Origin of the sequence: Arthrobacter sp. MYb229 (genome assembly GCF_002975405.1) — a bacterium.
Taxonomy (GTDB): domain Bacteria; phylum Actinomycetota; class Actinomycetes; order Actinomycetales; family Micrococcaceae; genus Glutamicibacter.
In genome coordinates this window covers 35,417-60,818 of record NZ_PCPS01000004.1, presented here as the reverse complement: position 1 = coordinate 60,818, position 25,402 = coordinate 35,417, and the positions used below count along the sequence as shown (strand labels likewise).

Genomic DNA, 25,402 nt, shown 5'->3' with positions numbered 1-25,402 from the left:
TCCAATTGTGCCCCACCCGGCCGACGCTTTGGCCTCTAGCACGCCCGGTATTCAGGAACCGGTGTCAGGCAACACATCGATGACTACCACCGCGATGTTGTCACGGCCCCCGGCCTCCAATGCCGCTTGGGTCAGAACCTGGGTAGCCTCTTGGCGGTCCGGGTGGTTGATCAGGAGTTCTTGGATATTCATCTCCGTCAGCTCCCCGCTCAGCCCATCGCTGCACAACAGGTAGCGGTCGCCGATGCGTGGCTGGAGCACCGTGAGATCGGGCTGGCTGTCGGCACCGGCACCCAGCGCCCGTGTAATGAGATTCCGATGCGGATGGCTGCGAGCCTCGGCTTCGGTGATCTGTCCGGCATCAACCATTTCCTGTACGGCCGAATGATCCCGGGTGAGCTGGCGCAGTTCCTGCCCGCGCAAACGATACCCTCGCGAGTCTCCGACATTCACCAATAGCAGGCTCGTATATTCGCCGGTGCTCTGGGTTTCCGCACTGACCTTCTCGGTCCGGGCGCGGTGTTCGGCCAGCATCTCGGGGGTAATCTTGCTGAGCACATCGGTGTTCTGGCTCATCTTAAAACTGCCGGTCCACGGGGGAACCACCATTGGCTGGCTGATCTGGTCTTGCCCCGGGCCGGCGCTGCGGACCAGCGCCAAGGCGCAGAGGGTCGTGCCGCCACGGGACTCCAGGGCATCACGAATGCGGTCATCGATCAGTTGGATCTGGCGTTGGATCTGTTCCACGGTGGGCAGACGCGGCACCACGGTCTTGAAGCTGAAGGTATTGAGCTCTTCGAGGGTCTCCACCGCCAGCTGGCTTGCGACCTCGCCGGCCTCGTGCCCGCCCATGCCGTCGGCTACCGCCTGGATCACGTCGGTGATCAGGATACGGTCCTGATTGTCTTGACGCTTCAGACCCACGTGGGTTTGTCCGCTCACCGCAAGGCGGAAGCTTTCTGCGTGCTGTTCGGTTTCCATTTAGTCCAGCACCAGCCTGCCACCCTCGCCAGCGGAGAGTTCATAGGGTTGAATATCACCAAAACCACGCACCGAGGTCACCTCTTGCGCGGTCAGGATGAATCGGGCGTCTTGTTTCAAGGTATTGGCGGTCACCGCATCGGTCAGCACCATGCCAGGCTCGGCAAGGGAAGTCAGACGAGCGGCGAGGTTCACCGTCGGACCGTAGATGTCGCCCAGGCGGGAAAGCAATCGTCCCCACACCACGGCCACGCGAGTGCGTGGCAAGAGCTCATCCGCTTCGAACTCGCGCGACAGGGCCAAGGAGATCTGGGCACCGGCCTGCGGGGTTTCGGCCACGTATAGGACTTCGTCGCCAATGGTTTTAACCAAGCGACCGCCGCCGACCGAAATGATTTCGGCGCTCTTGGACTCGAAGCGCTGCACCATTTGCGCCAAGGTGCGCTCATTCATCCGGCGAGAGAGCGAGGTGTAGGAAACCAAATCGGCGAAACCTACCGCGCGGGCAAGCGGCAACGGCGTGTCATCGCTATCGCTGGAGTCCTGATTGTAGGCAGCCACCCCGGCCTCGGCGCGCAGCGCCAGCCGGTGGATGCCGGCATTGAGCTGGCGGCGCCAGGAATAAACCAGCAGTTCTTCCAGAGGGCCGATAAGTTCGGGCAGGCTCTCGAGTAGTTGGCGGCGGGCTTGCCGGTCGCTCATATTCTGGTTGGCAACCATGTCCTCGACGATCGCCTCGACCTGCCATACGACCATCCGATCGGTCATCTGGCCGACCGAGCGCATCAGCGAGATCGCCGTTTCGTCGGTGAGCTTGCCCTCGCGGACCAGGTCGACCATGGTCTTCAGGGCTTCGGTGTCACGTCCGCTGAAGAAGACCTCATCGTCGCCGAGCTCGGGAAAGCCCATGGCGCGCCAAAGTTTGCGCGCCGAAAGTAGCGAGACCCCCGCATCGGCGGCGACTTCTCGCCGCTTGAATTCGCGCTGTCCACCGATCAGCCGTTTTTCCAATTCGGCCATGTGGTCCTTGACCGCGTCGGAAGCATGGTCAGGTACCTGCAGGGGGCTCTCCATTGCCTGTGCAAGTTCCGCAATCGGGTCTAGCTCCGCCGGGATCTCATGGTTTGCCGTGTGCCCGCGTGCCTCGCGTACGGCTTCGGAGGCCGCCAAGGGGGTATCTGGGCGTGATGGATTGGAGTTGTCGGTGCTCATTGTCCAATGCCCTCACTGTTCGATGCATCTACCTGGGAGTTCGATGACTGCTGATTATGCAAGTTGCTCATCATTTCGATAGCCAACGTGCGGAAATAAGATACTGCGGGCACATGCATAATACGCACATGTCCATGGCTTAAGACAACGTCCAAGGCCCCTGGTTTCGTGATCGCAGCTTGTTGTTTGGTGTGCGCAATTACGTCGCGCACGGAATAAAGTCCGACAGATTCAAGGTCCGCGCGCCCAAAAGAGGTCCGGAACAAGATTCTCTCGGTGGTCAAGATGATGCAGCTGCGAAGCCAACGCACCCACGGTGTCACGCACCAAATCAGCACCAGAATGAACCAGAGCACCAGGCTGAGAACCATCCATAGATCGGATTCGCTCGCGAGCCAGTCCGAGAGGTCATGGCGTGAAAGGTAGCCCAGCAAGAACGCGCACCCGGCGGTGAGGAATAAAAAGACGGCAAAAGGTTGGCGTAACACTCGGGAATGTTCTCGGGTCTTGATGACCACGCGCTCCCTGTCATGTAACGGCACCTTCATCGTCTAGTTCCTCGCCCCTCCTACCGCAGGTTCTTCTGTACAGTCTTCTCCACTAATACTAGTCCGCGTATTCTGTGCTTCGCCTGTTACGCGTATTTGCCGTCGGCGCGCCGCACATGGTGCACGTCGCCTGCCAAGATTCGTTGGCTTTGGCCCGAAGCGTTTTCCACCACTAGCGCTCCGTCCTCGGCCAACTGCACCGCACGTCCGAGCAGCTGCGATCCATCGGGGAATTCGACGCGGACGTCCTGCTCCAGGGTGGCCAGACGAGCCGCGACGAGGTCGCGCAAGGAGTGGCCGGAATATTCTCCGAGCGACGCGGTGCTCTGCCCGCCCACCGCACGAAAAGCGGCATCCAATGCGGTGAAGCGACGCAGATATTCGGCTAGGAGCTCACCGCGGTCGACCCGGGTGCCGCTGGCTAGTCGCAGCGAGGTTGCCGTGGCAACGGGAAGCTCCGAGGCTTCTTGATCTACATTGATCCCGGTTCCAACGACTACAGCGAATCCTTGCGGCGTCTGCACCAGCTGGGCAAGAATTCCACAGATTTTCCGGTCTCCGGCAAGCAGATCATTGGGCCATTTGATGCGCGGCTTCACCGGCGCTAGTTCCTCTACGGCCTGCGACCAGGCCAGTGCCGCCAGCATGGTGTACCAGGACAAGGACTCTGGCTCCATAGCAGTGCCCGGCGAAGCGAGGACGCTGACCGTGATGGCCGACCCGGCCGGCGTTACCCATTCGCGGCCCAACCGCCCCTTGCCCTGCTGCTGATGCTCGCTGAATAGGACGCTCAGGTGCCCGGCGGCGCCGGAGCTTGCCAGCTGGGCAAGCTCGGTGTTGGTGGAACCCGAGGTAGCGAGCACCTTGATAAATCCCAGCCGCAGTTGCGCGGCCAATTCATGAAGCGGCAACGGGTCCAGTGCCGCACGCGCCGAGGATGTTTCAGGATTCATCCTTCAACTCTATGACACGCACGGCACCGAACTTCGGTTCTAAAGGAAAATGTCCTCGATGAGTTGGGCCTGGGGATTCACCGAGTACTTTTCCAGGTCGGTTACCCCGGAAAGCTCCAGCACCTGGGTGTCGGTGAAGAAATTCCCGCTCACCAAAGACGGAGTGCTGGCCAAGATGCACATCGCCGCGTCCGCAACGATGTCCGTGGTGCGTGCTGCCTGAATCATTTTCATTCCCCCTGGCAAGCTCCGGATGGCTGCGGTATCGATGAGGGTTGCCGGCCACAGGGAATTCACCCCGACGCCCTCGCCCTTGAGCTCTTCGGCCAGCCCGAGGGTGGTCAATGACATGCCATATTTGGCCATCGTGTAGCCCAGGTGCAGGCCCGCCCAGTGCGGGTCGAGGTTCAGCGGCGGCGACAAGGTGAGAATATGCGCGTGCGTCGATTGGCGCAGGTAGGGAAGCGCGGTTTTGGACAGCAGAAAGGTGCCGCGCACGTTGATGTCCTGCATCAGGTCGTAGCGCTTCATGTCCAGGTCATCCGTTTTGGCCAGGTTGATGGCGGAGGCGTTGTTGATGACGATGTCGATGCCGCCGAATTTTTCGACCGCCGCATCGACCACGCGCCGGACGTCCGCATCTTCACGCACGTCTCCGACTACCGCCAGCCCCTGGCCTCCGGCGGCGTTGATCTTCGCTACCGCAGAATGAATGGTGCCTTCCAGAGTGGGGTGTGGCGTGTCTGTCTTTGACAGCAAGACAATATTTGCTCCGGCTTTTGCCGCAGCTTCGGCGATGGCCAATCCGATGCCGCGGCTTCCACCACTCATCACGATGGTTCGGCCGCTAAGTTGTGAGATGTCAGGGGCGATGTCGGCTCGCAATTCATTAGTCATGTGACCTAGATTACGCGATGTCGCCGCACTAAGCTACTCGTGAGTAACTTATTCTGGCGTGCTTCACGTTCTCCCCGGGGCCAATTTGTAAGTTTCCTACAACAAAAACCGAAATTTTCCCGGTTAGACTGACCTAGTTGGCATTTTTCTTGTGCCATTCCTACACATAAGACATAACCCGAGGGAGTCGAAGGCATGACGCAGGGCCGTACCGAGACGGAAGAATCAATCGATCTGTCCACCACCGCCGGCAAGCTTGCCGAATTCCGCCGCCGCCAGAGTCTGGCACAGGCGCCTTCGGGTGAAGCCGCCATCGAAAAGCAGCACGCCCGCGGCAAGCACACCGCACGCGAACGCATCGAGATGCTGATGGACGAAGACTCCTTCATCGAATTTGATGCCCTTGCAGTGCACCGCTCCACCGCCTTCGGCATGGAAAAGAAGAAGCCCCTGGGCGATGGACTCGTTTCCGGCTACGGCACCGTGGATGGCCGCCTTGTCGCCGTATACTCGCAGGACTTCACCGTCTACGGCGGTTCCCTCTCCAAGGTCAATGGCGAGAAAATCGTCAAGGTCCAGGAATTCGCGCTGCGCAATGGCTGCCCGGTCGTCGGCATCCTCGACGGCGGCGGAGCACGCATCCAAGAAGGCGTCGCCTCGCTGGCCATGTTCGCGGACATCTTCCGCAACAACGTCCACGCCTCCGGCGTCGTCCCGCAGATTTCACTGATCATGGGCCCGAGCGCCGGCGGCGCGGCGTACTCCCCCGCGCTGACCGACTACGTGATCATGGTCGACAAGACCAGCCACATGTTCATCACCGGCCCCGACGTCATCAAGACCGTCACCGGCGAAGAGATCGACATGGAGTCCCTGGGCGGTGCACGCCAGCACAACGCGAACACCGGCACCTCCACCTATCTGGCCACCGACGAGGAAGACGCCGTGGAGTTCTGCAAGGAACTGCTGGACTTCCTGCCTTCCTCGAATCTCGCCGACGGGATTATCGCCGAATTCGACGAGGACCTGGAACTCAACGACGATGACCTGTCCCTGGACACGTTGATTCCTGATTCCGCGAACCAGCCATATGACATGCGCAAGGTGATCGAGTCGGTTGTCGATGACGCTCACTTCTTCGAGATGCAGGCGCTCTACGCGCCGAACGTCATGATCGGCTACGCCCGCGTCGAGGGGCGCACCGTAGGCGTGGTCGCCAACCAGCCGATGCAGTTTGCCGGCACCTTGGATATCGCCGCCTCGGAGAAGGCAGCCCGCTTCGTGCGCAATTGCGATGCCTTTAATATCCCGATCCTGACCTTCGTGGACGTCCCGGGCTTCCTGCCCGGCAAGGACCAGGAATTCCAAGGCATCATCCGCCGCGGCGCGAAGCTGCTCTATGCCTACGCCGAGGCGACCGTGCCGAAGCTGACCGTGATCACCCGCAAGGCCTACGGCGGAGCGTACATCGTGATGGGCTCCAAGAAGCTTGGCGCAGACCTCAACCTGGCCTGGCCGACGGCGCAGATCGGCGTCATGGGAGCACAGGGCGCGGTGAATATTCTCTACCGCCGCGATCTGGCCGCGGTAGAAGCCGAAGGCGGAGACGTCGAGGCGCGCCGCAAGCAAATTATCGAGGACTACGAGGCGGAGCTGCTCAACCCGTACCAGGCCGCCGAGCTTGGCTACATCGACGCGGTGATCGCCCCGAGCGAGACCCGCCTGCAGCTAGTGCGCGGGCTGCGCGCGCTGCGTGAAAAGCATGTGAGCCTGCCCCCGAAGAAGCACGGCAATATCCCGCTGTAAGCGGCGGACTCATTGACCAGCAACTAATTTTCTCAAGGAGTAGCCTGTGCCCGAGCAAAGCACCGCCAATGCGGCCGCCCTCATCACCGTGACCAAGGGCAAGCCCAGCGCCGAGGAACTCGCGGCGGTTACCGCGCTGCTCACGGCGATGGGCACCGCCGCACCGGCAGAAAACGATATGCCAGTCGAACCACAGCGCGTGGCACGCATTCGCAAACGCCGCGCGCTGACTCCCCGCCTCGGCTGGAGCTTAGGCCGACGCTAGAGGCAGCTGGTATTGCACCCCGGCGTTCTGTCGAAAGACAGGGCTCCGGGGTTTATCGCATTCCAAACAAGTGTGCCGGCAATTACCCAATACTCTTCAACAAATCTTTCATATCTATTAGTGTTAGCTCCATGACATCCACTGCTACGCAGCGCGTGCCGACGGGCATCGACGCCATTGCGGAAAATTTCTTTGCCAAGACTCTCGAATTAGTTCCGGAGTACGGCGTTTCATTCGGACTCCCCGGTTACGAGTCGGCCTATTCCGACTACTCCCCCAAGGGCACCGATCAGCAGATCGAGCTATTACGGGAGACTCTCGCGGACCTTGAGGCGGCGAAGCCACAAGATGACATCGACTCGGTCACCCTCGATGCGATGCAGGAGCGGCTCGGCCTGGATCTGGAAATCCAGCTGACCGGACGCACCGAGCTGAACAATATCGCCTGCGCGGCGCAGGAAATCCGCTCGGTCTTCGACCTCATGCCGCAGCAGAGCGCAGCGGACTTCGCATTTGTGGCCGCCCGGCTTGCCAACGTCCCGCAGGCGATTGACGGCTACATCGCCTCATTGCGCGATTCGGCCTCCAAGGGGTTGGTGTCGGCTAAGCGTCAGGTGAAGATCGTCGCCGGCCAGTGCCGGGATTATGCAAAAGACGGTGGGTTCTTCGATCGGCTAGCCACCTCCGGTGCCGAGCAAGACCCCGAGCTCGCCGAGTCGCTGCACGCCGGAGCGTCCGTGGCGAAGAACGCCTACCTGAAGCTTGCGCAAATGCTTCGGGAAGAACTGCTGGCGCAGGCCCCCGAGGCGGATGCGGCAGGCCGTGAATACTACGCGTTGATGTCCCGCCGCTTTCTGGGTGCATCGGTTGATTTGGACGAGACCTACGCCTGGGGAGTCGGCGAGCTAGATGCGATCATCGCGGAGCAGCAGCGCGTGGCCGAACTGATCAAGCCCGGCGCCTCCATCGAGGAAGCCAAGGCGATCCTCAACGCTGATGCGGCGCGCAAACTGGACGGCACCGAGGCCCTGAAGAGCTGGATGCAGGACAAAGCCGACAAGGCGATTGCCGAGCTGCGCGACAGGCACTTCGATATTCCAGCCCCGATGGATCGAATCGAGTGCCTGATCGCCCCGACAGAAGACGGGGGAATCTACTACACCGGGCCCTCGGAAGATTTCACCCGCCCCGGACGCATGTGGTGGTCGGTGCCGCCGGGCGAAGACCAGTTCTCCACCTGGTCGGAGCTGACCACCGTGTACCACGAAGGGGTACCGGGCCATCACCTGCAGATAGGTACCGCGCAAATGCAGGCGAACACGCTCAATAGCTGGCGCCGGCTGCTCTGCTGGGTTTCCGGCCACGGCGAGGGGTGGGCGCTGTATTCCGAGCGGCTGATGCACAAGCTGGGTTACCTCGATGATCCGGGCGACTATCTGGGCATGCTTGATGCCCAACGCATTCGTGCGGCCCGCGTGGTCTTCGACATTGGCGTGCATCTGGCCCTGGCGGTTCCTCCCCAGTGGGGCACCGGAACCTGGGACGCCGATAACGGGTATGAGTTCTTGCAGAAGAATCTGGATCTCACCGAGGGCCAGTTGGACTTCGAATACAACCGCTACCTCGGTTGGCCGGGCCAGGCCCCCAGCTACAAAATCGGCCAGCGGCTCTGGGAGCAGGCCCGCGACGAGGTTGCCGCCCACGATGGCGGGCAATTCGAGCTCAAGGACTTCCACACCAAGGCGCTGAAACTCGGCTCGGTGGGACTTGATACGCTCAACCGCGCCCTGCGCAGCTAGGCAGCTAGCCAAGCCGTTGGCTGCCGGGGATTCCCGGCAGCCAACGGCTCCTGCCGCGTCATTAACCGCGGTAGTTGGACAGCTGGATCAGATTTCCGCAGGTGTCATCCAATACGGCAGTGGTCACCGGGCCCATCTCTGTGGGTTCCTGGGTGAACCGCACGCCCAGGGCGCGCAAACGCTCATATTCGGACCGGACATCGTCAACCGCGAATGAGGTCAGCGGAATGCCATCGGCGAAAAGAGCCGCCTGGAATGGTCGCGCCGCCGGATGCTCGGCAGGTTCCAGCAGGACCTCGACGCCTGCCTCATCTTCTGGCGAGACAAGTGTCAGCCATTTGAATTCACCCACCGGCACATCGTGCTTCTTCACAAATCTGAGAATTTCGGTGTAGAACTTTTCGGCCTTCGCCTGGTCATCAACCATGACGCTAGTGATATATACCCGCATGATTTCTCCGATGTTCGTCGTCGCACGCCTAAGGCGAATCCCCTAGCGGCATCCAATCTACCGACTTTCAAAGCCAACTGGCCATCGTCAACAGCCGGCGGACCGACCCCTGCGCAGGCGGTGCAGTTCGCCAGTACGCGGTGCCATTCCATTGCGTGCAGCCCGGAGCCCAAGAACTGCTGAGACCGTTCGTTGCGCGTTTTCGCCTGGCGCCGACCGTTCGTACTGCCATCTTGTATTTCACCGGCAATAACCAAATCCTTGGAAGCATAATTACCTACGAAAATCCATCTGGAAACTCCTGGGCGAGGCCTCCGGTACGCCGCGCAGGGCACCTCCGAATGCCGGGGCACTCGTCGCAATCCGCAAAACACCTCTGGATTTCAGCCCAGATCGGTGACCGGTCGCACAGTAATTGAGCTGTCAATAACGGAATAATCCAGAATCGTAATGTTGCGTAACTTTAACTGCGATGGTTGGCGTTTTCCGGCATACCGTTTTAGTCATGTCTAACACCGCACCTTCATCCCGACTGCCTCGTTGGATGACCAGTTTCGGTCCGCAGATTATCGCTGCGTTGATCGTCGGTCTGATCCTCGGCCTGGTCGCCAAGTACACCGGCAGCACTTCCGAGGAACCCAACGCGCTCGGTGAAGCCCTGCAGATCATCGGCTCCAGCTACGTTGCCCTGCTGCGCACGGCCGTCATCCCGCTGATTTTCTTCGCAGTGGTTGCTTCCATTGCCAATCTGGCACAGGTGACAAACGCTGCACGCCTGGCCTGGCAGACCCTGCTGTGGTTCGGCATCACCGCGCTAATCTCCGTGACCATCGGCATGGGACTGGGCGTACTGATGCAGCCCGGCGCCAATACCGGCCAAAGCGCACCGGCCGAGTACGACGGCAAGACCGGCGACTGGCTCGGATTCCTGACCGGGCTGATCCCTTCGAACTTCCTGGGCCTGGGCGCAAGCACCAAGCTCGCCGAGGATGCGGCCACCACCTCGATCAGCTTCAATGTGCTGCAGATCCTGGTGATCGCCATCGCCGTGGGCATTGCCGCGCTGAAGGTCGGCAAGGCGGCCGAACCATTCCTGGCCTTCTCCGCTTCGATCCTCGCGATCATCCAAAAGGTGCTGTGGTGGATTATCCGCATCGCCCCGCTCGGCACCGTTGGCCTGATCGGCAACGCCGTCGCAAGCTACGGCTGGGACACCATTGGGGCGCTGGGCAAGTTCACCCTCGCCATCTACATCGGTCTGGCCCTGGTGCTCTTCGCCCTCTACCCCATCCTGGTTCGCTCCCACGGCCTTTCCATCAAGCAGTACTTCTCCGGGGTGTGGCCCGCGGTGCAGCTCGGTTTCGTCTCCCGCTCCTCCATCGGCACGCTGCCGCTGACTCAGCGCGTGACCGAACGCAACCTCGGCGTGCCCTCGGGCTACGCATCCTTCGCCGTCCCCTTGGGTGCAACCACCAAGATGGATGGTTGCGCAGCCATCTATCCGGCGATTGCCGCCACCTTCGTGGCGCAGTTCTTCGGAATTGACCTCGGCGTGACCGACTACCTGCTAATTGCCCTGGTTTCGGTTCTGGGCTCGGCTGCTACTGCCGGCACGACCGGAGCGGTAGTGATGCTGACATTGACCCTCTCCACCCTTGGACTTCCGCTGGCCGGCGTTGGCCTGCTGCTCGCGGTTGATCCGATTGTTGACATGGGCCGCACCGCGGTCAACGTGGCCGGCCAGGCCTTGGTCCCAACGATTGTCGCCAAGCGCGAAGGCATCTTGGATGCGGAGCTGTACAACGCCCCACGCAATGGCAATCCATTCGCCGACGACAGCATCGCGGCCACCCAGGATCAGTCGGCGGCAACGTCGGCAAATGCCTAGTTCCCCTCAGGTCCGAGCGGCCTGAGCAGCACCCAGCGGTCGGCATCCTCCCATCAGGAGGATGCCGACCGCTTTTTCGTGGGGCAGAACACAACTCCCCACTTTGCACAGCGTGCAAGTTTGCACGTAGTGTAATTACGTGACTTCCAATGGCACCGGCACGCGCCGCGAACTCAATAGGCAGGCGACGCATCAGGCGATCGTCGACGCCGCCCTTCGACTGCTGCGCGAGGGGCACGGCACGGCGATCACCGCCACCCAAATCGCCGAAATTGCCGGCATTTCCCGGCGCACCCTGTTCAATTATTTCCCCTCCGTAGATGCAATCTTGTCCTACCCCCTGCACGCGGTGCTCGAACACATGGTCGAGACATTAACTCCCCTGACCGACCAGCTGCCACTGATGCAAGCAGTGGTCCGCGCCTTGGAATCCGAGCGGGCCACCGAGCTTTTGGGGCAGGTCGCGCAATTCGGCGCCTATCTGCGCCGGCAGGAAAACGGAACCTGCTACCCGCCGAATTTCATTGCCTGGCAAAGCGCCACCGGCGACGTCATCGCCAAAATAGCCGCCCGGTACCCGCATACCGATGCCTACTCCATCCGCGTGTTCACGCATGCCATTCTCGGGGCGGGGCAAGCGGCCTTCGATACGTGGATCGACCAGCTGCCCGAGCCGGATGCGACCGGGCTGCACGTTTCCGACGAACTCATCTCTTCCTTCCATCGGCTCATCACCCGGGCCATGGAAACACTCGATGCGGGTTTCAACTCGCTGCCACTGACCGCACCAAACTCGCTCAAGGAAGACTAAGCCATGGCTACGTTCCTTTACCGCCTCGCCTCGTGGGCCCATAGGCACCGTTTCCGCATGCTCTCCATGTGGATTGCGGCGTTTATCGCCATCGGCGTCTGTGCCAGCCTGTTCATGGGGCAGCTGTCGAACACCTTCACCCTGCCGGGCACCGAAACCCAGCGCACCATGGACCGGATGAAGGAAGAACTCCCCGATCTTGCCGGCGGACAGGGCACCATCGTCTTCCGTGAAGGTTCAAACCGCGAGTTGAACGCGGACCAGAAATCGGCGATCCAAGACTCCCTGGATCAGCTGGCCTTGCATCCGCAGGTCGTCGAGGCCATGAGCCCCTTCGAACTGCAGAAACAGCTTGATGACGCCAAGCCCGAGCTGGACAACGCCCAACAAGAACTGGTGGACGGGCAGAAGGAACTCGACGATGCCAAGGAACAGGTAGCTAACGGCAAGGTACAGCTCGCGGACGGCCAAAAGAAGATCACCGAGGGCTGGTCCGAACTTTTCGATGGCACCAAGGAAATCGAGGACGCCGAGCCGCAGATCGCCGCGGCCGAAAAGAAGCTGGCCGCCGGTTGGAATGAGCTACGCGCCGGTGAAACCCAGCTGAACAGCGGGCAGGCGCAGCTGAACGACGGCGAAAAGAAATACAAGGCGGGCCTCGCCGAATACAATGCGGGATTCGAAAAGTACCAGTCCGGTCGGAGCCAGTTCGAAGCCGGAGAAAAGCAGCTCGATCAGGCAGAGGCGCAGCTGAGCGCAGGCGAGGAAGAATACCGGGCGGGGCTGGACAAGCTTCTGGACGGCAAGTCCCGCAGCCAGTTTGACAAGGAACTAGTTGCCGGCAAAGAGCAGGCCACCGAGGGCCTGGCGAAGGCCGAAGAGGGCCTGAAGACCATTGAACCGCAAATCTCGGAACTGGAATCCCAGATCCCCGGAGTCGAACAGGCGCTCAAACAGGCCGAAGCCGAGGGTGACGAAGCCCTGATTCGCGAGTACACCGAAAAGCTGACGGCACTGCAGGGCGGCCTCGCCGAACTGAATGCCGCCAAGCTGCAGGCCACCGAGGGCAAGGCTCAGGCCAGCGCCGCGCTGAAGCAGATCGACCAGGCCGAGGCGGGCCTGAAGCAGCTGGATGCCGCGCGCAAGGAATTGGATGCCGGGGCCACCCAGGCCGCCGAAGGCCGCCAGGAGCTCGAGGCTAGCCGCGGCGAACTGGCCTCCGCCAAAAAGCAGCTTGACCAGGCCAAGGCACAGCTTGCCTCGGGCAAGCAAGAAATCGATGCGAACAAGTCAAAGCTGGCGCAGGCGCGTGCCGAACTTGAATCCGGCCGCGCCGAGCTCAACGCCGGACAGGCAGAATTCGACAAGCAAAAGGCTGCCTTCGTAGCCGGCAAAGCGCAACTGGCGGACGCAGAGAAACAGCTGCGCGAGTCCGAAACGACGATCAAGGAAAAGACCAAAGAGCTCGAAGAGGGCGAAAAAGACATCGCCAAGGGAGAAAAAGACCTCGAGAGCGGACGAGCCGAACTTGAGTTCGCCTCCCGCCAGGTAGGCGCCAGCGGGGACATGCGTTTCGTCTCCGAAGATGGCTCCACCGCCGTCTCCCAAGTCAGTTTCCGCATCGCGACCGACGCATTGACCGCCTCGGATCGTGAAGCCATCACCGCAATCGCCAGCGGGCCGCAGTCCACCGGTGTCGAGGTGCTCTTCTCCAAGGAAATCCTGCAGGACATTTCGGAGGTCTTCGGCACCGCCGAAATCATCGGCGTGGTGATCGCCGCCGTGGTCCTGCTGGTCATGCTCGGCACCCTGATCGCCGCCGGCTTGCCGCTCTTGCTCGCCCTGCTGGGTGTTGGCGCCGGGGTGGGCACCACGCTTGCCTTCTCCTCGATGTTCACCATGGCCTCGATTACCCCCGCATTGGCTTTGATGCTGGGACTCGCGGTGGGAATCGACTACGCGCTGTTCATCATTCACCGCCACCGCACCCAGTTGCTCTCCGGCATGGAGGTCGGCGAATCGATCGCCCGCGCGGTGGGTACCAGCGGCAATGCCGTAGTCTTCGCCGGGCTGACGGTCATCATCGCGCTGTCCGCCCTCGCGGTTCCGGGTCTGCCGTTCTTGACGGTGCTCGGACTCTCCGCGGCCTTTACCGTGCTCTGCTCGGTGTTGCTGAACATCACGCTGCTCCCCGCGCTGCTGGCCATGGCCGGCTCCAAGCTGGTGTCCAAGCGTGCCCGGAAAAAGGCGGACAAGCCGGTGGCCAAGGAACCTGTCTCGGCGCGCTGGGTCCGCCTGGTCACCAAGATCGCGATTCCCGTGTCGCTGCTGGTGGTCGTGGTGCTCGGCGCCATTTCGATCCCGGTATCGCAGATGCGTACCGCCTTGCCCGATGGCAGCGCCGAAGCCGCCGACTCGCAGGCCTTCCAGGCCTATCAGCAGACCAGCGACAAGTTCGGCGCCGGCTACAATGGCCCGCTGCTGGTCCTCGCGGACCTTCCCGCAGACCTATCCGAGCGGCAGGCCGAATCCAAGTCATTGGATATCGCAGACATGCTCCGTGAATACGACGGCGTGGTCGCCGCCATCCCGGTGACCATGACCGAAGACAGGTCGCTGTCCGCGATCCAGGTGATCCCGGCAGATGGCCCCGCCTCCGCCGCCACCGAAGCGCTGGTGCACGAGCTGCGCGACGATGCCCAGAGGATCAACGATGCCACGGGCGCCAAGATCGCGGTGACCGGCCAGGTCGCAGCGCAGATCGATGTCTCGGAGAAGGTGACCTCCGCCTTGCCTCCGTACCTGGCTATCGTGGTGGGGCTCTCGCTGATCCTGCTCTTGCTGGTCTTCCGATCGGTAGTGGTTCCGCTGTTGGCAACCGGTGGCTTCCTGCTTTCGCTGGCTGCGGCCTTCGGGGCCAGCGTCATGGTCTATCAGTTCGGCTGGATGGGTTCGGTCTTCGACGTCAATGTCCCCGGCCCGCTGCTGAGCTTCCTGCCGATCCTGCTCACCGGCATCCTCTTCGGTTTGGCCATGGACTATCAGGTGTTCCTGGTATCGGCGATGCGTGAGCACTACGCCCACGGATTGTCGGCCAGGGACGCGGTGCGCTCGGGATTCTCCATGGCCGCCCCGGTGGTGACCGCGGCCGCGTTGATCATGATCGCGGTATTTGCCGGATTCATCTTCTCCCACCTGTCAATGATTCGGCCGTTGGGCTTCGCCTTGGCCACCGGGGTGCTCTTTGATGCCTTCGTGGTACGCATGACGCTGATTCCAGCGATTATGCACCTGCTGGGCGACAAGGCTTGGTACCTGCCGAAATGGCTGGATAAGATCCTTCCAGACGTGGATGTCGAGGGCGCAAAGCTCAATGAGATGCTGGACCGCAAGGCCGAGCGGCCGCTCGGCGAAGCTTCGGCCAAGGAAGAGGTAACCGTATGACCGCTAGCAAAAAGAGCGCCCGGCTGCTGCTGGCCTCCGCCTCCGCTGGGCGGCAGAAGTTATTGTCCGATGCCGGGCTGGCCTTCGGAACCCAAGTCTCGCGCGTTGACGAGGATGCCGTGCTGGCAGCCGCCGTGAGCGCCGGCGGTCCGCAAAGCCCGGAAGCAACCGCGCTGCTCCTGGCCCGGGCCAAGGCCGAGAACGTCGCCGCAGGTGAGCACCCCGAGGGCACAGTGGTGCTGGGGTGCGACTCCGTCTTCGAGCTCGATGGCGTAGCCTATGGCAAGCCCTATACCGCCGAGGTGGCCCGCGAACGCTGGCAGCAGCTCAGTGGCGCCACCGGCATCCTGCATTCCGGGCATTGGCTGGTCGACACCGACGCCCCGCAAGGCGCGAGGGGACGTGTCTCCTCGACCACCGTGCACTTCGCCGAGGTCAGCGACGAGGAAATCGAAGCCTACGTGGCCAGCGGTGAACCGCTGCCCTGTGCCGGCGCATTCACCATCGATGGCTTGGCCTCGGCCTTCATCGAGTCCATCGAAGGGAACTTCCAAAACGTGGTGGGTCTGGATATCTTCGTGCTGCGCGAGCTGCTGGCGGAAGCCGGAATCCCGATTGTGAGCCTCTGGAAGTAGCCATCTCCCGCCGCGTCCCTGTCCAAGATTTATTCTCGGACAGGGACGCGGTGTTTAACTATCCCCCTGCGGATTCGTTGGTCGAATTGCCCGATCGAAACGATTCGGATCAAGTCTCGTTCAGTCGGAACGGTGCATTGCCGTGATTTCAGTTGTGTGTTAACCGACATTCCCACAATCGGTGCGGACACAATAGGGAAGTTTTTCAATACTAATTCTCGATCTTTGATTTCGAATCCACGAATTTTCTCCCGTCTGCCTGAGGGGTTCACTCACACACAAAGTCACAAGGTGTGAAGCATCAACAGATTCAATGACCTGATTTGATGGGTAGCCCAATTTCGCGAACCTTCTGGGATTGAGGAAGCGAGGACTTCATCGAATATTGCATTCTCTACGAACTAAAGGCACTCCTAATTGAAAAAGTACCCTACATGTCGGAAATCCACGTTAGCTCCTGTTATTTCTCGTTCGAATGCCCACCAACCTGTCCAAGTTCATTTAGGAATTCGGTTGCGGTGAGCACGTCGTAGGGCCGTGAGATCATGAAACTGGCGGGGGTTAGCCGGCGAGTTACGAACCGTGTTTGAAGGACGAAATCTCCTTGTTCAGGCGCCGAGCCTACACCGAGCTTTTCTGCTATCTTTTCAATGTATGGCTTAAGTTCTGCTTCCTTACGTGAAAGCTGAGTCGCATAACACGGTTTAATACGTCCCTTGACTTCTGAGTCAAGGTAGAAAGACCGCAGTTGACGTGCGGTTTCTGCGAATCCGTGGACTGTAGCCGGATCTTTGGCCTCGATCAGCCAGATGTTCGGGTCCCCGACACGGCCACATACAAGATCTATCTCCGTCGTGAGTATCGGGACACCCAGCCGCGCATGGTCACCAGGCTTTACACGCGCGATCGTATAGAAACCAATTTCATGCAGTTGCTGTTGGAGCCCGTGTTCGAATGCCAAGTTTCGCTTCGCGCGCCTCTCGGCCAGGGCTTTATTCACTAATTCAGGAACCCCTCCTGTCCACGGGAGGACGCCTTGAGTCAGGTGGTTGTTGTATACGCTTAATGTCGTCAGTAAATACTGCGGAGCGATCAAGATCCCGCCATCTGAACGTCTCACCAACGGTTGGACGAGAAGCCGATGCCTGCGGGTTCGAGTTTGCCAAGGTTTCCAACTACTGGAGCGGAGTACATCGGAGGAAATTATAAGCATTTGAATTGCATGTTGAATGCGAAGACGCTTTTCTTGGTTGGGATCACCGTCTACTTTACATACTCAACTAACAGCCTCTTCTTCAGATGCGAACGCGATGCTTTGATATTCTCCGAAGGTCTCCCATTGTGCTAGTGCCTGCAGAGTCAGGAATAAGTCGAAGGTCGAGACTCCGAATGATTCCAGCAATGCGAGGTCGATGGCATCATTGACTCGATCTGCGCTAGGCACGTCACCATCAATTGTCGGCGCAAGCCGGATACTGGCGGCCGCTGTGTTGAAAGCTTCGCTTTCCAATACCCAAGAATCATCAGTCGCACATTCGTCGTGTTGGAATGTGAGCTCATATGTAGAACTTATATCGATGGTGGTACGAGTTACTCGGTGGTGGAGTCCCTCGCTCAACAAAGTCATTGCACGGTAGGCTTCCGCGGCTGCCAGTAACGCGCTCCAGCTCTGATGCGTGACAGGATGATCTGTGCCAGCATTACTTTGTGATCTCAGAGCGGCTTCTACAATAATTTCGTTGCTCTGCCGTATTTCAAAGGATTCACTAGCGAGATCCGTCATTCGCGTAATTGGGTCCCATTCAGTGACCAAATTGCGCACGACTCGGGTTAGGTTTTCTTGTTCGTACTGGAGGTGGTCAACTACCCGATTGAGCTGTTCCATCCCTGTATCAATGATCATCTGCGTATCGTGCATCGCGATACGGTCATTGAGTTCTTTGAGTGCAGTAGGAGCTAGATGCTCCTGGACGAGAGAATTGGCAGCCTCCCCACTATATCGACCAGGTTGTACTCCTGCAGAATGTAAGCGGCGAGCAAACGACGCTGTTGCTGCCGACTGATCAGATTGGTTTATCGCCCAAGGGTTTGGCAAACGTTGCAGTTTGGTTCGGGCTAACTTTGTTTCGAGAATCAGGAACGGACCACGTGTAAGCCACTCTTTTCCGATCTCTTGAGCAATACTAAAGTCATTCCCACCGTATTCGAGAAGCTGCTCGAGAGAGGCAACCGTCAATATGTTCGCTGCGTGGGGGTTCCCGTCTGCTTCCTCCACAAATCCCTCGACATCGAAGCCCCAAGTCGCTACCCGCGTTGCACCTTCCACGATATTCATCGAGGGCGAAAAATCAACTACCCCCTCGGCCGGGCCAATTTGTCCGTCAATCGACCGTAGCCCCAGTCGATATCCTGGAACGTCGAGTTCCTTGTGCGCGTTTCTCCACGACTCACCAATCGAGACGAACGCAAATACGAGTCCTCCACATACATCGAAAAAGAACTGATGCTCTTGTCCGCTAGTCCAATCGGGATCAGATCTGACTATTGCAATTGGCGGTGTGGTCAGGGCCAAGGTCCACGCGACACTTTCTGGAGCATGATGGGTTCCGCGCCGGATGTCGTACTTGCTACCTGGTCGATCAAAGGCTACCGATGCGACATTTCCAGATGAGGATTCTGCCATCTCTGCGTTTCGCAAAGCTGGCAATCCCGTCCCATATAGGGCCGACTCCAGTGATGAGAGCGCGACGGCTCTTTCCCACTCCGCATCGCCCGCATGTGCCTCGAAATGCATATGCGTAGGGCTGATCCCGCCTTTGAAGAAGGTCTTGCCGTTCGCTTTCCAAGGCTCCCAATAATTAATTGCCTCCCAGCCGAAACTGGAAGGAAAATCCGGCGAGCTCAAATCACGCGCAAAACGATATAGATCGTCATCCGCTGTTGCTGTCTCTGCGATCCACGTCAGATCTTCCAACGCCATAGTTGCTTGACCAGGCATCTGAGGAGACATCAGATGAGAAGTGCCAGCGACAATAATGAGTGGGACTACCGTCGCGCCGGGTAGCAACGTAATGTTCCCGTCGCCAGCCAGTTTCGTTGAAATTGGCCCCTTGGACGGGTTGTGCGCACGAATCTGCTCGGCCAGCCTTACGCACGCTATTGAGGGTGAGCCCGCTTGAGGAAGGTCTTCTGCGTAGAGGATCGAGACGGCGATGAACTTTACGCCGTCAACAGGAACTAGCCAATGGATTTCGCTTCCTGCCAGCGGGCGCATTTCGTCGAGAGATCTGGGCGGTGCTTCAATCAGTGTCTTCGAAAAACGCCAAAGTGCACGTCGAGTCGCTTCAATGTAGGATGCTCGGAGCGCCCGTCGAGCGTGCTTGTCGCGGTTAAGACCCCCGACGAGCTCCGACACCGCGTGAGCAAGAACTTCTGGAACATAGGTCGGAGGCAACCATCGATCATGTTGATCGGCGTCTTTGTTCCGGTAACGCAGCGCCCGTCCGAAGGGACTAGTCGGGCTCTCATGGTCGAACTTAACTGAGGATGCTGGTGCCGTCATCCACTCAAGTGCAAGCAAATCCGCAGGCTCAAGTTGTAGCGAATCAAGCGGATCCTGAGAAAGGAGCTTACGTGAAGCGGTAAGTTCGTTGGCGGGTATGGAGATCGCGTCACTCAATCTAATGTCTGGAGCTGGTTCCCAACTTTCCAGCTGGCTCCGCAGACAAAAGTCCACGTATTTGAGGGCCACTCTTACGACATTTGCGATGCCAAACTTATAACGCCACATAAGCCGATGGTCCACCGCAGCGGCTAGTCGCAATGCGCGAGACAAATCAGCAATCGGCCTCTCGACCAGTCCAGGGACATAACGCAGCAATTCGTCGCCGACTCGAACGGTCGCGACGTTCGTGGGGTCCATCGGGACGTAGTCCTCGTGCATAGCGCCAATACCCAGGGAATCCGCTGCCTCGTCAACCAGTTCTTGCACAGCAGGGAGCGGCTCTCGTTGATCCATCTTGGGAATCGAGTTCACTCGGAGGCTAGCAGCGAGCGCCGCACCTATCGAAGTGGCGCGGTGACGTGCGGAAGGCGATGAAGCTGCCGCAAATAGCGCGGTCCATAGTTCGTCTGCGTCGTAGCGACTATAGGATCGTGCCAGTTCATTGAGATGAGTTTTCATCTTCTCTGAGAGGACAGGTTTTCGCCTTCTCGTTTTGCTCCGTCCCACAACATCCCCTAACTGCATCTCACCGATGCACACCACCGATCGTTCGGTCACACTTCATAGTAGTCAGGAGTATCGATTAAACAGTTCTACTTGATCCCCATAATTGGCTACGCAGACAGGTTTAGAAATGCTTCAAACTCAACTGGCAATTCTTGTTCTAACTGTTCCAGCCCACAGAAAACCCAAGTTCGATGATTATCGACAGGTCTGAGCAAAATCCAGTCATGTGTTCAACGGCTAACCCTAGACGGATTCGAACCGGAAAAACGAACGTCATCAACCGACTGCAATTGCTGACAAGATAGCAAAGCAACACTATTCCTGGGATTCAACCATCGATTTGCGCTTCGGATCTCGTAAAAATCTTCAGTGACAATTAGATATTGAAGCATGGTTGGGCTCGACAATGGTATCGAGCGCAACTCCGCAATCGCAGATGCTACGTTCAGGGAACGCACCATCGGAGGACTTTGCACTAGTTCGTGCAGCATCCGACCCGATTTCAAGAAGCGCCGCCCCCATTTACTGGGAACCGTTTCCCCGTAAGTACTTTAGTTGCGTACGCTGCCATGGAATTATTGACGTACGTGAATCTATCCGGTCAGACAGATTATGGAAATCTGAACAAGGGGCGCAATATTCCAAGCTGCCTCTGGATCTCATTAATCGCATTGAACTGTCGTCAATTATTCCCAACACACTCGGTCACGTTTCCGAAGGTTGAGCATCGCGATCTAGAGCCAAGATCTTGGAAGCACTAAATCATCCAGTCAGTGCACTGAACGAATTACCATACTAGATCCAAGTAAGGTCAGATTTGTGATTCATCGAAAATCCCGCATAAATTACCAAATATTGGCTAATCGGTAAATTACATTCATGGTTGCGCCTTTCACCGGGCTTGCTGTCTTCAAGAATGAGCGTCCGATGGAGAGCTACAGAAACACTCCAAGCACTGAGAAAGAGGATTCAAGTTCGAATAGCTCAAATGATAGTGGTGCTAGCTCATCACTTTTGTAGGAACCCTCCAAAAATATCGGCCTAACACCCCAGATTTTCCGGATAAGTACATATACTTCCCACAAAGCCGATAGGCTCCTAGGTGAGAAACCCTAATTTTTTATAGACAAGGTTCACCCATGAATCCATTGACGAAGGTGCTAATCGCCAACCGCGGCGAGATTGCAGTGCGAATTATCCGTGCAGCACGCGATGAAGGAATCGAATCGGTTGCGATCTACTCCGACTCGGACCGCGATGCGCTGCACGTGCGCCTGGCAGATGAAGCCTACGCACTGGGCGGCACCACCGCCGCCGAATCCTACCTTCGTATCGAGAAGATTCTGGATATCGCCCAGCGTTCCGGCGCCGACGCGATCCACCCCGGCTACGGCTTCCTGGCCGAGAACGCCGATTTCGCCCAGGCCGTTATCGACGCGGGCCTGACCTGGATCGGCCCCAGCCCGGATTCCATCGACCAGTTGGGTGACAAGGTCAAGGCGCGCCATATCGCCGAGAAGGTGGGCGCTCCGCTGGTTCCGGGAACCAAGGATCCGGTCGCTTCGGCCGAAGAGGTCTACGCATTCGCCGACGAGTTCGGCCTGCCGCTGGCCATCAAGGCCGCCTACGGCGGCGGCGGACGCGGCATCAAGGTGGTGCGCAACCGCGAAGACATCGGCGAGCTCTACGAGTCCGCCGTGCGTGAAGCCATCGCGGCCTTCGGCCGCGGAGAATGCTTCGTCGAGCGCTTCCTGGATGCCCCGCGCCACGTGGAAACCCAGTGCCTGGCCGATATCCAGGGCAACGTCGTGGTGGTCTCCACTCGCGACTGCTCCTTGCAGCGCCGCAATCAGAAGCTTGTCGAGGAGGCCCCGGCTCCGTTCCTGAGCGAAGCGCAGATCACCCGGCTCTACGAATCCTCCAAGGCGATCCTGCGCGAGGCGAAGTACACCGGTGCCGGCACCTGCGAATTCCTCGTGGGACAGGATGGCGTCATTTCCTTCCTCGAGGTCAACACCCGCCTGCAGGTGGAGCACACCGTCTCCGAAGAGGTCACCGGGCTGGATCTGGTCCGCGAGCAGTTCCGCATCGCCCGTGGAGAAGAGCTCGGCTACACGGACCCCGAGGTCCGCGGCCACTCCTTCGAGTTCCGCATCAACGGCGAAGACGCCGGACGCGGATTCGTCCCCACCCCTGGCACCATCACCAAGATGACTCTGCCTACCGGCCCCGGAGTGCGCGTGGATTCCGGCGTCGAAGCTGGCGAGAGCGTCTCGGGCAACTTTGACTCGATGATCTCGAAGCTGATCGTCACCGGTTCCACCCGTGAGATCGCCGCGGCCCGCGCCCGCCGCGCGCTGGAAGAATTCCAGCTCGAAGGCATGGCCACGGTGCTGCCATTCCACCGCGCGGTGATGAGCGATGCGGCCTTCGTGCCCGAATCCGGGCCTTTTACGGTGCATACCCGGTGGATCGAAACCGAATTCGCCACCGTCATCGAGCCGCACCCGATGCCACAGGTCGAGGCGGAAGAAGCTGCAGAACGCACCTCGGTCACCGTTGAGGTTGCCGGCAAGCGCTTGGAAGTCACCTTGCCCTCCTCGCTGGGCGCGGCATCTGCCGCCGCGAATGACAAGGCTGCCAAGAAGAAGCGCAAGCCGGGCCGCAAGGCCGGGGCCGCCGCTGGAAACAGTGCCGAGCTGCGCTCGCCCATGCAGGGAACCATCGTGAAGGTAGCCGTTGAAAGCGGTGACACCGTAGCCGAAGGCGACTTGATCGTGGTGCTCGAAGCGATGAAGATGGAGCAGCCAATCACCGCGCACCGCGCTGGCAAGATCGAGGGCTTGGAAGTCAGCCCCGGTGAATCATTGTCCTCCGGTGCCGTGATCGCTTCGATCGTCGACGCCGACTAGTCTAACAGGCAGCACAAAGCCGGGCTTGTTTGACCTTGGAATCCTAGGTCAAACAAGCCCGGCTTTTGCTATCTGCCCTGGCCCTTCCCTGTGCGAGTCTTGCCGGTGACTACTCCAAGTTCTCCGATCCGGCTTTGGCTTCCTGCGCTTTTCCGGTTTGTGCAACGTACCGCTTATAGGTGCGCAAGGCGCTCAAGTGCATGATGAAGAGCACTATCTGCACTAGTGCGACCAGTACCCAGACTCCGGTGATCAGGTAGTTGGGCTCCGCCCCGCGTGTGGCTTCGTCAATGTTGTCCAGAATGTTGGAGGCGGCAATGGCCAAGCAGCCGGTGAGGAACATGGCAGATACAAGGACTTCCGCCTTTTTGGACAGCAGATATTTCATTCTCCCCGTCCCTACCGCAGCTCTTCGATGGTAACGGTCCACCCGCTGAAGTTCGCCGCGTTGACGTCCAAGTAGTATGTGCCCGCGCTCTTATGGAGTGCAGTTTCATCCTCGGCAGGGCCGTCGAGCATGACCTCGGGAATGCCGCCGTCTTCGAGCAACACGATCCCTTCTTCCAAGACGTAGATGGCACCGATGGCGAAGTCCTCGCCGCCGGCGAACGAGTACGTCATGCGGGCTTCCGCGCCAGTCAGTTCGAAGGTGGAGCTGGACTTATCGGTTCCGCCGTCCAGCGTGACCACTTCTTGCCAGGTTGCAGCCTCTTCGACGGCTTCGCCGACCGGGTCCTCGACAACTTCTTCTTCGGCTTCAGCCGGGGCTGCTGCCGCGGAGCTGGGATCTGCCTGCTGCGACACCGCCGGCACGTCTGCGGCCGTCTTGGCAAGCATTGCGGCACTGCTACCGCCTGACACCATCCCCACGACCAGCAACGCGGCGGTGACAATCCACGCAACGAGCCGGTGCTTAGCGTAGCCCTCTAGCAACCTGCCGGACTTGTCGCGCATCGAGCCGGTCAGGATGATGATCCAGTCGATCAGCACCCACACTCCCAGACCACCGAAGGTCAAGAGCTTCAGCACTCCGGTACCGATCTTGCCGAGATAGAACCGGTCCACTCCGAGGAACCCGAAGAACAAGGACAAGAGCCAGGTGGCGACAAATGATTTTGCTGGCGCCTGGTCACCGGGATAACCCGGAGCGCCATAAGCCTGCTGAATATGGTTGGACATGATGTTCCTCAATCTCGCAGCCAGAAGCTGCGTCATAGGTAGTGATGATCAGTTATTGCTTGGTCCAGGTACCGCAACGGCTCAGCTCGAGGTCCTGGCCTTTGCCCACGGTGACCGAAGGACGTCCGCCGCCCGGGATGTCATTGTCGATGATGTCCCCATTGGTCCCTGTTTTGAGCACTGCCCAATAGCAGTCGCTGGAGACTGGCGCGTCAGACCTGTAGGTTCCGGCCTTGATATCCACGCCAATGGTCCACACGCCGTTGCTGACGGTATTGGCTTCTTTCTCGTCCTCGGCCTTGCCGACGGCTTTCTCGCGTTCGGTCAGCGCAACATCGATTTCATCCAGCTCCTCCTTGCGCTCGTCGAGCCCCTTGGATCTGGAATCCAGCTCGTCGCTGCGCTCAGCCAGCTCGGCTTCCCGGGTTTCGGTTTCGTCCCGGTACTCGTCGAGTTCTTGCCGCACCTCGTCGCGCGCCTCCTCGAAGGCATCCCGTTCGCCTTCCACGGCGGACTTCTCGGCCCCCAGAGCGGCGTATTCCTCGCTCTGGGTCGGATCCATGCTGTCGGTTCCGACAAGGAAACCGACGGCCAGCGTTCCCAGCAGGACCACGAGCGCCAGCAAAGGTTTGAACCATCCGCGGCGCTTTCGGTTGACGTGCGAAGAATCAGCTCCGGAGGATTGCTCGGTGGAATTCATGGTTACCGCTCCTTTTCTAGAAGAATGTCCACCCCGGAGTCGGGGTGGTAGGACCAGGAAATTGCCACGCCGTCCCAGCTGTCGTCTTGGCGGCCATCCAGCGCCCGGGTGCTGTCGATCTTGCTGATCACCGATCCGGGGACCTCCAGCCCGGCCAGCACGCAGGCAATCTGCGCGAAGTCCTCCGTTCCGGAATCCCAGACGTCACTGCCTTTGCTGTCCAGCTGCAGCGCCTCGCCGTCATCCAGCACGAGAAAGCCTTCCGCGGAAACTTCGCATTCTTCGGCAACCTGGGCAAAATCGGGCCCGCCGGCAAACAGTCCAGGGTTCGACATGCCGGCAACCGCCAGCGCACCGATGAGGCAACCGGCAACTCCCCCAATTGCTGCCGGGAGCATCCACCGTCGCGGCAAGCGCGTTGCTTGCTCCAATTCGCTGGTTTCAGTTGGCGGTTGGTCGGCTGTCTCCGACATGTCGCTACCTCCTGGAAAGTGATGAGATCTGTTGGGCCGGACCGCGTCCCCAAACTTGGCCCGGCCCAACTGGATGCCAGCTTGTGCTGACGAGTCCACGCTACGGAGAACATTAACTCTGAGTCATTAAATAAACTGATAATGGGGGTTATCAAAGAAAATGAGAATAATGCTTGGAACTCTGACATGATGGAGAAAGGAACAATCGGCGCCACAA

General features: G+C 59.5%; 20 protein-coding genes. 8 read left to right on the top strand and 12 right to left on the bottom strand.

Going from position 1 to position 25,402, the window contains the following annotated elements:
- Positions 1 to 51 precede the first annotated feature (51 nt).
- The 5 genes from CQ019_RS12955 to CQ019_RS12935 form a co-directional block, all read right to left on the bottom strand.
- On the bottom strand, positions 52 to 981 hold the full coding sequence (locus tag CQ019_RS12955) for a PP2C family serine/threonine-protein phosphatase (RefSeq protein WP_105569882.1): 930 nt from the start codon (positions 979 to 981) through the stop codon (positions 52 to 54).
- Positions 982 to 2,193, bottom strand: coding sequence for an adenylate/guanylate cyclase domain-containing protein (locus CQ019_RS12950; protein ID WP_105553816.1), 1,212 nt, complete (start codon positions 2,191 to 2,193; stop codon positions 982 to 984). It lies immediately after the preceding gene.
- Positions 2,190 to 2,741 (bottom strand): hypothetical protein, encoded by a 552-nt coding sequence (locus CQ019_RS12945; protein WP_105553817.1) that lies wholly within the window; start codon positions 2,739 to 2,741, stop codon positions 2,190 to 2,192. The genes CQ019_RS12950 and CQ019_RS12945 overlap by 4 nt, the downstream gene beginning before the upstream one ends.
- 86 nt (positions 2,742 to 2,827) lie before the next feature.
- On the bottom strand, positions 2,828 to 3,694 hold the full coding sequence (locus CQ019_RS12940) for a biotin--[acetyl-CoA-carboxylase] ligase (protein ID WP_105553818.1): 867 nt from the start codon (positions 3,692 to 3,694) through the stop codon (positions 2,828 to 2,830).
- 39 nt (positions 3,695 to 3,733) lie between these two features.
- Positions 3,734 to 4,591, bottom strand: a complete 858-nt coding sequence (locus tag CQ019_RS12935; protein WP_105553819.1) for an NAD(P)-dependent oxidoreductase — start codon at positions 4,589 to 4,591, stop codon at positions 3,734 to 3,736.
- A 195-nt stretch (positions 4,592 to 4,786) separates the two neighbouring features.
- On the opposite strand from CQ019_RS12935, the gene CQ019_RS12930 reads away from it, so the two are divergent.
- The 3 genes from CQ019_RS12930 (at position 4,787) to CQ019_RS12920 (ending at position 8,461) form a co-directional block, all read left to right on the top strand.
- Positions 4,787 to 6,397, top strand: coding sequence for an acyl-CoA carboxylase subunit beta (locus tag CQ019_RS12930; protein WP_105553820.1), 1,611 nt, complete (start codon positions 4,787 to 4,789; stop codon positions 6,395 to 6,397).
- 46 nt (positions 6,398 to 6,443) lie between these two features.
- Positions 6,444 to 6,662, top strand: coding sequence for an acyl-CoA carboxylase subunit epsilon (locus tag CQ019_RS12925; protein WP_105553821.1), 219 nt, complete (start codon positions 6,444 to 6,446; stop codon positions 6,660 to 6,662).
- Positions 6,663 to 6,793: 131 nt separating this feature from the next.
- Positions 6,794 to 8,461, top strand: a complete 1,668-nt coding sequence (locus tag CQ019_RS12920; protein WP_105553822.1) for a DUF885 domain-containing protein — start codon at positions 6,794 to 6,796, stop codon at positions 8,459 to 8,461.
- A gap of 61 nt (positions 8,462 to 8,522) precedes the next feature.
- Here CQ019_RS12920 and CQ019_RS12915 read toward each other — a convergent pair whose 3' ends face one another.
- On the bottom strand, positions 8,523 to 8,912 hold the full coding sequence (locus CQ019_RS12915) for a VOC family protein (RefSeq protein ID WP_105553823.1): 390 nt from the start codon (positions 8,910 to 8,912) through the stop codon (positions 8,523 to 8,525).
- Between the two features lie 505 nt (positions 8,913 to 9,417).
- Between CQ019_RS12915 and CQ019_RS12910 the strand changes: the two genes are divergently transcribed.
- The 4 genes from CQ019_RS12910 (at position 9,418) to CQ019_RS12895 (ending at position 15,690) form a co-directional block, all read left to right on the top strand.
- Complete coding sequence (locus tag CQ019_RS12910; RefSeq protein WP_176484225.1) at positions 9,418 to 10,800, top strand: dicarboxylate/amino acid:cation symporter; 1,383 nt, start codon at positions 9,418 to 9,420, stop codon at positions 10,798 to 10,800.
- Between the two features lie 139 nt (positions 10,801 to 10,939).
- Complete coding sequence (locus CQ019_RS12905) at positions 10,940 to 11,611, top strand: TetR family transcriptional regulator (RefSeq protein ID WP_096287537.1); 672 nt, start codon at positions 10,940 to 10,942, stop codon at positions 11,609 to 11,611.
- Positions 11,612 to 11,614: 3 nt separating this feature from the next.
- A complete protein-coding gene (locus CQ019_RS12900; RefSeq protein ID WP_105569881.1) occupies positions 11,615 to 15,055 on the top strand; it encodes an MMPL family transporter in 3,441 nt (1,146 codons plus the stop codon).
- Positions 15,052 to 15,690: a nucleoside triphosphate pyrophosphatase gene (locus tag CQ019_RS12895; RefSeq protein WP_105569880.1), complete on the top strand. Its 639-nt coding sequence runs from the start codon at positions 15,052 to 15,054 to the stop codon at positions 15,688 to 15,690. The genes CQ019_RS12900 and CQ019_RS12895 overlap by 4 nt, the downstream gene beginning before the upstream one ends.
- 460 nt (positions 15,691 to 16,150) lie before the next feature.
- On the opposite strand, the gene CQ019_RS12890 is transcribed toward CQ019_RS12895, so the two are convergent.
- Together CQ019_RS12890 and CQ019_RS12885 are read right to left on the bottom strand one after the other, a co-directional pair.
- Positions 16,151 to 16,786, bottom strand: coding sequence for a hypothetical protein (locus tag CQ019_RS12890; RefSeq protein WP_146113374.1), 636 nt, complete (start codon positions 16,784 to 16,786; stop codon positions 16,151 to 16,153).
- Positions 16,787 to 16,966: 180 nt separating this feature from the next.
- Positions 16,967 to 19,972, bottom strand: a complete 3,006-nt coding sequence (locus CQ019_RS12885) for a hypothetical protein (protein WP_146113373.1) — start codon at positions 19,970 to 19,972, stop codon at positions 16,967 to 16,969.
- A gap of 1,088 nt (positions 19,973 to 21,060) precedes the next feature.
- On the opposite strand from CQ019_RS12885, the gene CQ019_RS12880 reads away from it, so the two are divergent.
- Complete coding sequence (locus CQ019_RS12880) at positions 21,061 to 22,833, top strand: biotin carboxylase N-terminal domain-containing protein (RefSeq protein ID WP_105569877.1); 1,773 nt, start codon at positions 21,061 to 21,063, stop codon at positions 22,831 to 22,833.
- A 109-nt stretch (positions 22,834 to 22,942) separates the two neighbouring features.
- On the opposite strand, the gene CQ019_RS12875 is transcribed toward CQ019_RS12880, so the two are convergent.
- From CQ019_RS12875 to CQ019_RS12860, 4 genes are read right to left on the bottom strand one after another with little or no spacing between them, the layout of a single operon-like run.
- Positions 22,943 to 23,221, bottom strand: a complete 279-nt coding sequence (locus tag CQ019_RS12875; protein WP_105569876.1) for a hypothetical protein — start codon at positions 23,219 to 23,221, stop codon at positions 22,943 to 22,945.
- An 11-nt stretch (positions 23,222 to 23,232) separates the two neighbouring features.
- Positions 23,233 to 24,012 (bottom strand): TM2 domain-containing protein, encoded by a 780-nt coding sequence (locus CQ019_RS12870; RefSeq protein ID WP_258133970.1) that lies wholly within the window; start codon positions 24,010 to 24,012, stop codon positions 23,233 to 23,235.
- A 52-nt stretch (positions 24,013 to 24,064) separates the two neighbouring features.
- Positions 24,065 to 24,712 (bottom strand): DUF3552 domain-containing protein, encoded by a 648-nt coding sequence (locus tag CQ019_RS12865; RefSeq protein ID WP_105569874.1) that lies wholly within the window; start codon positions 24,710 to 24,712, stop codon positions 24,065 to 24,067.
- A 2-nt stretch (positions 24,713 to 24,714) separates the two neighbouring features.
- On the bottom strand, positions 24,715 to 25,185 hold the full coding sequence (locus CQ019_RS12860) for a hypothetical protein (protein ID WP_105569873.1): 471 nt from the start codon (positions 25,183 to 25,185) through the stop codon (positions 24,715 to 24,717).
- Between the last annotated feature and the right edge of the window lie 217 nt (positions 25,186 to 25,402).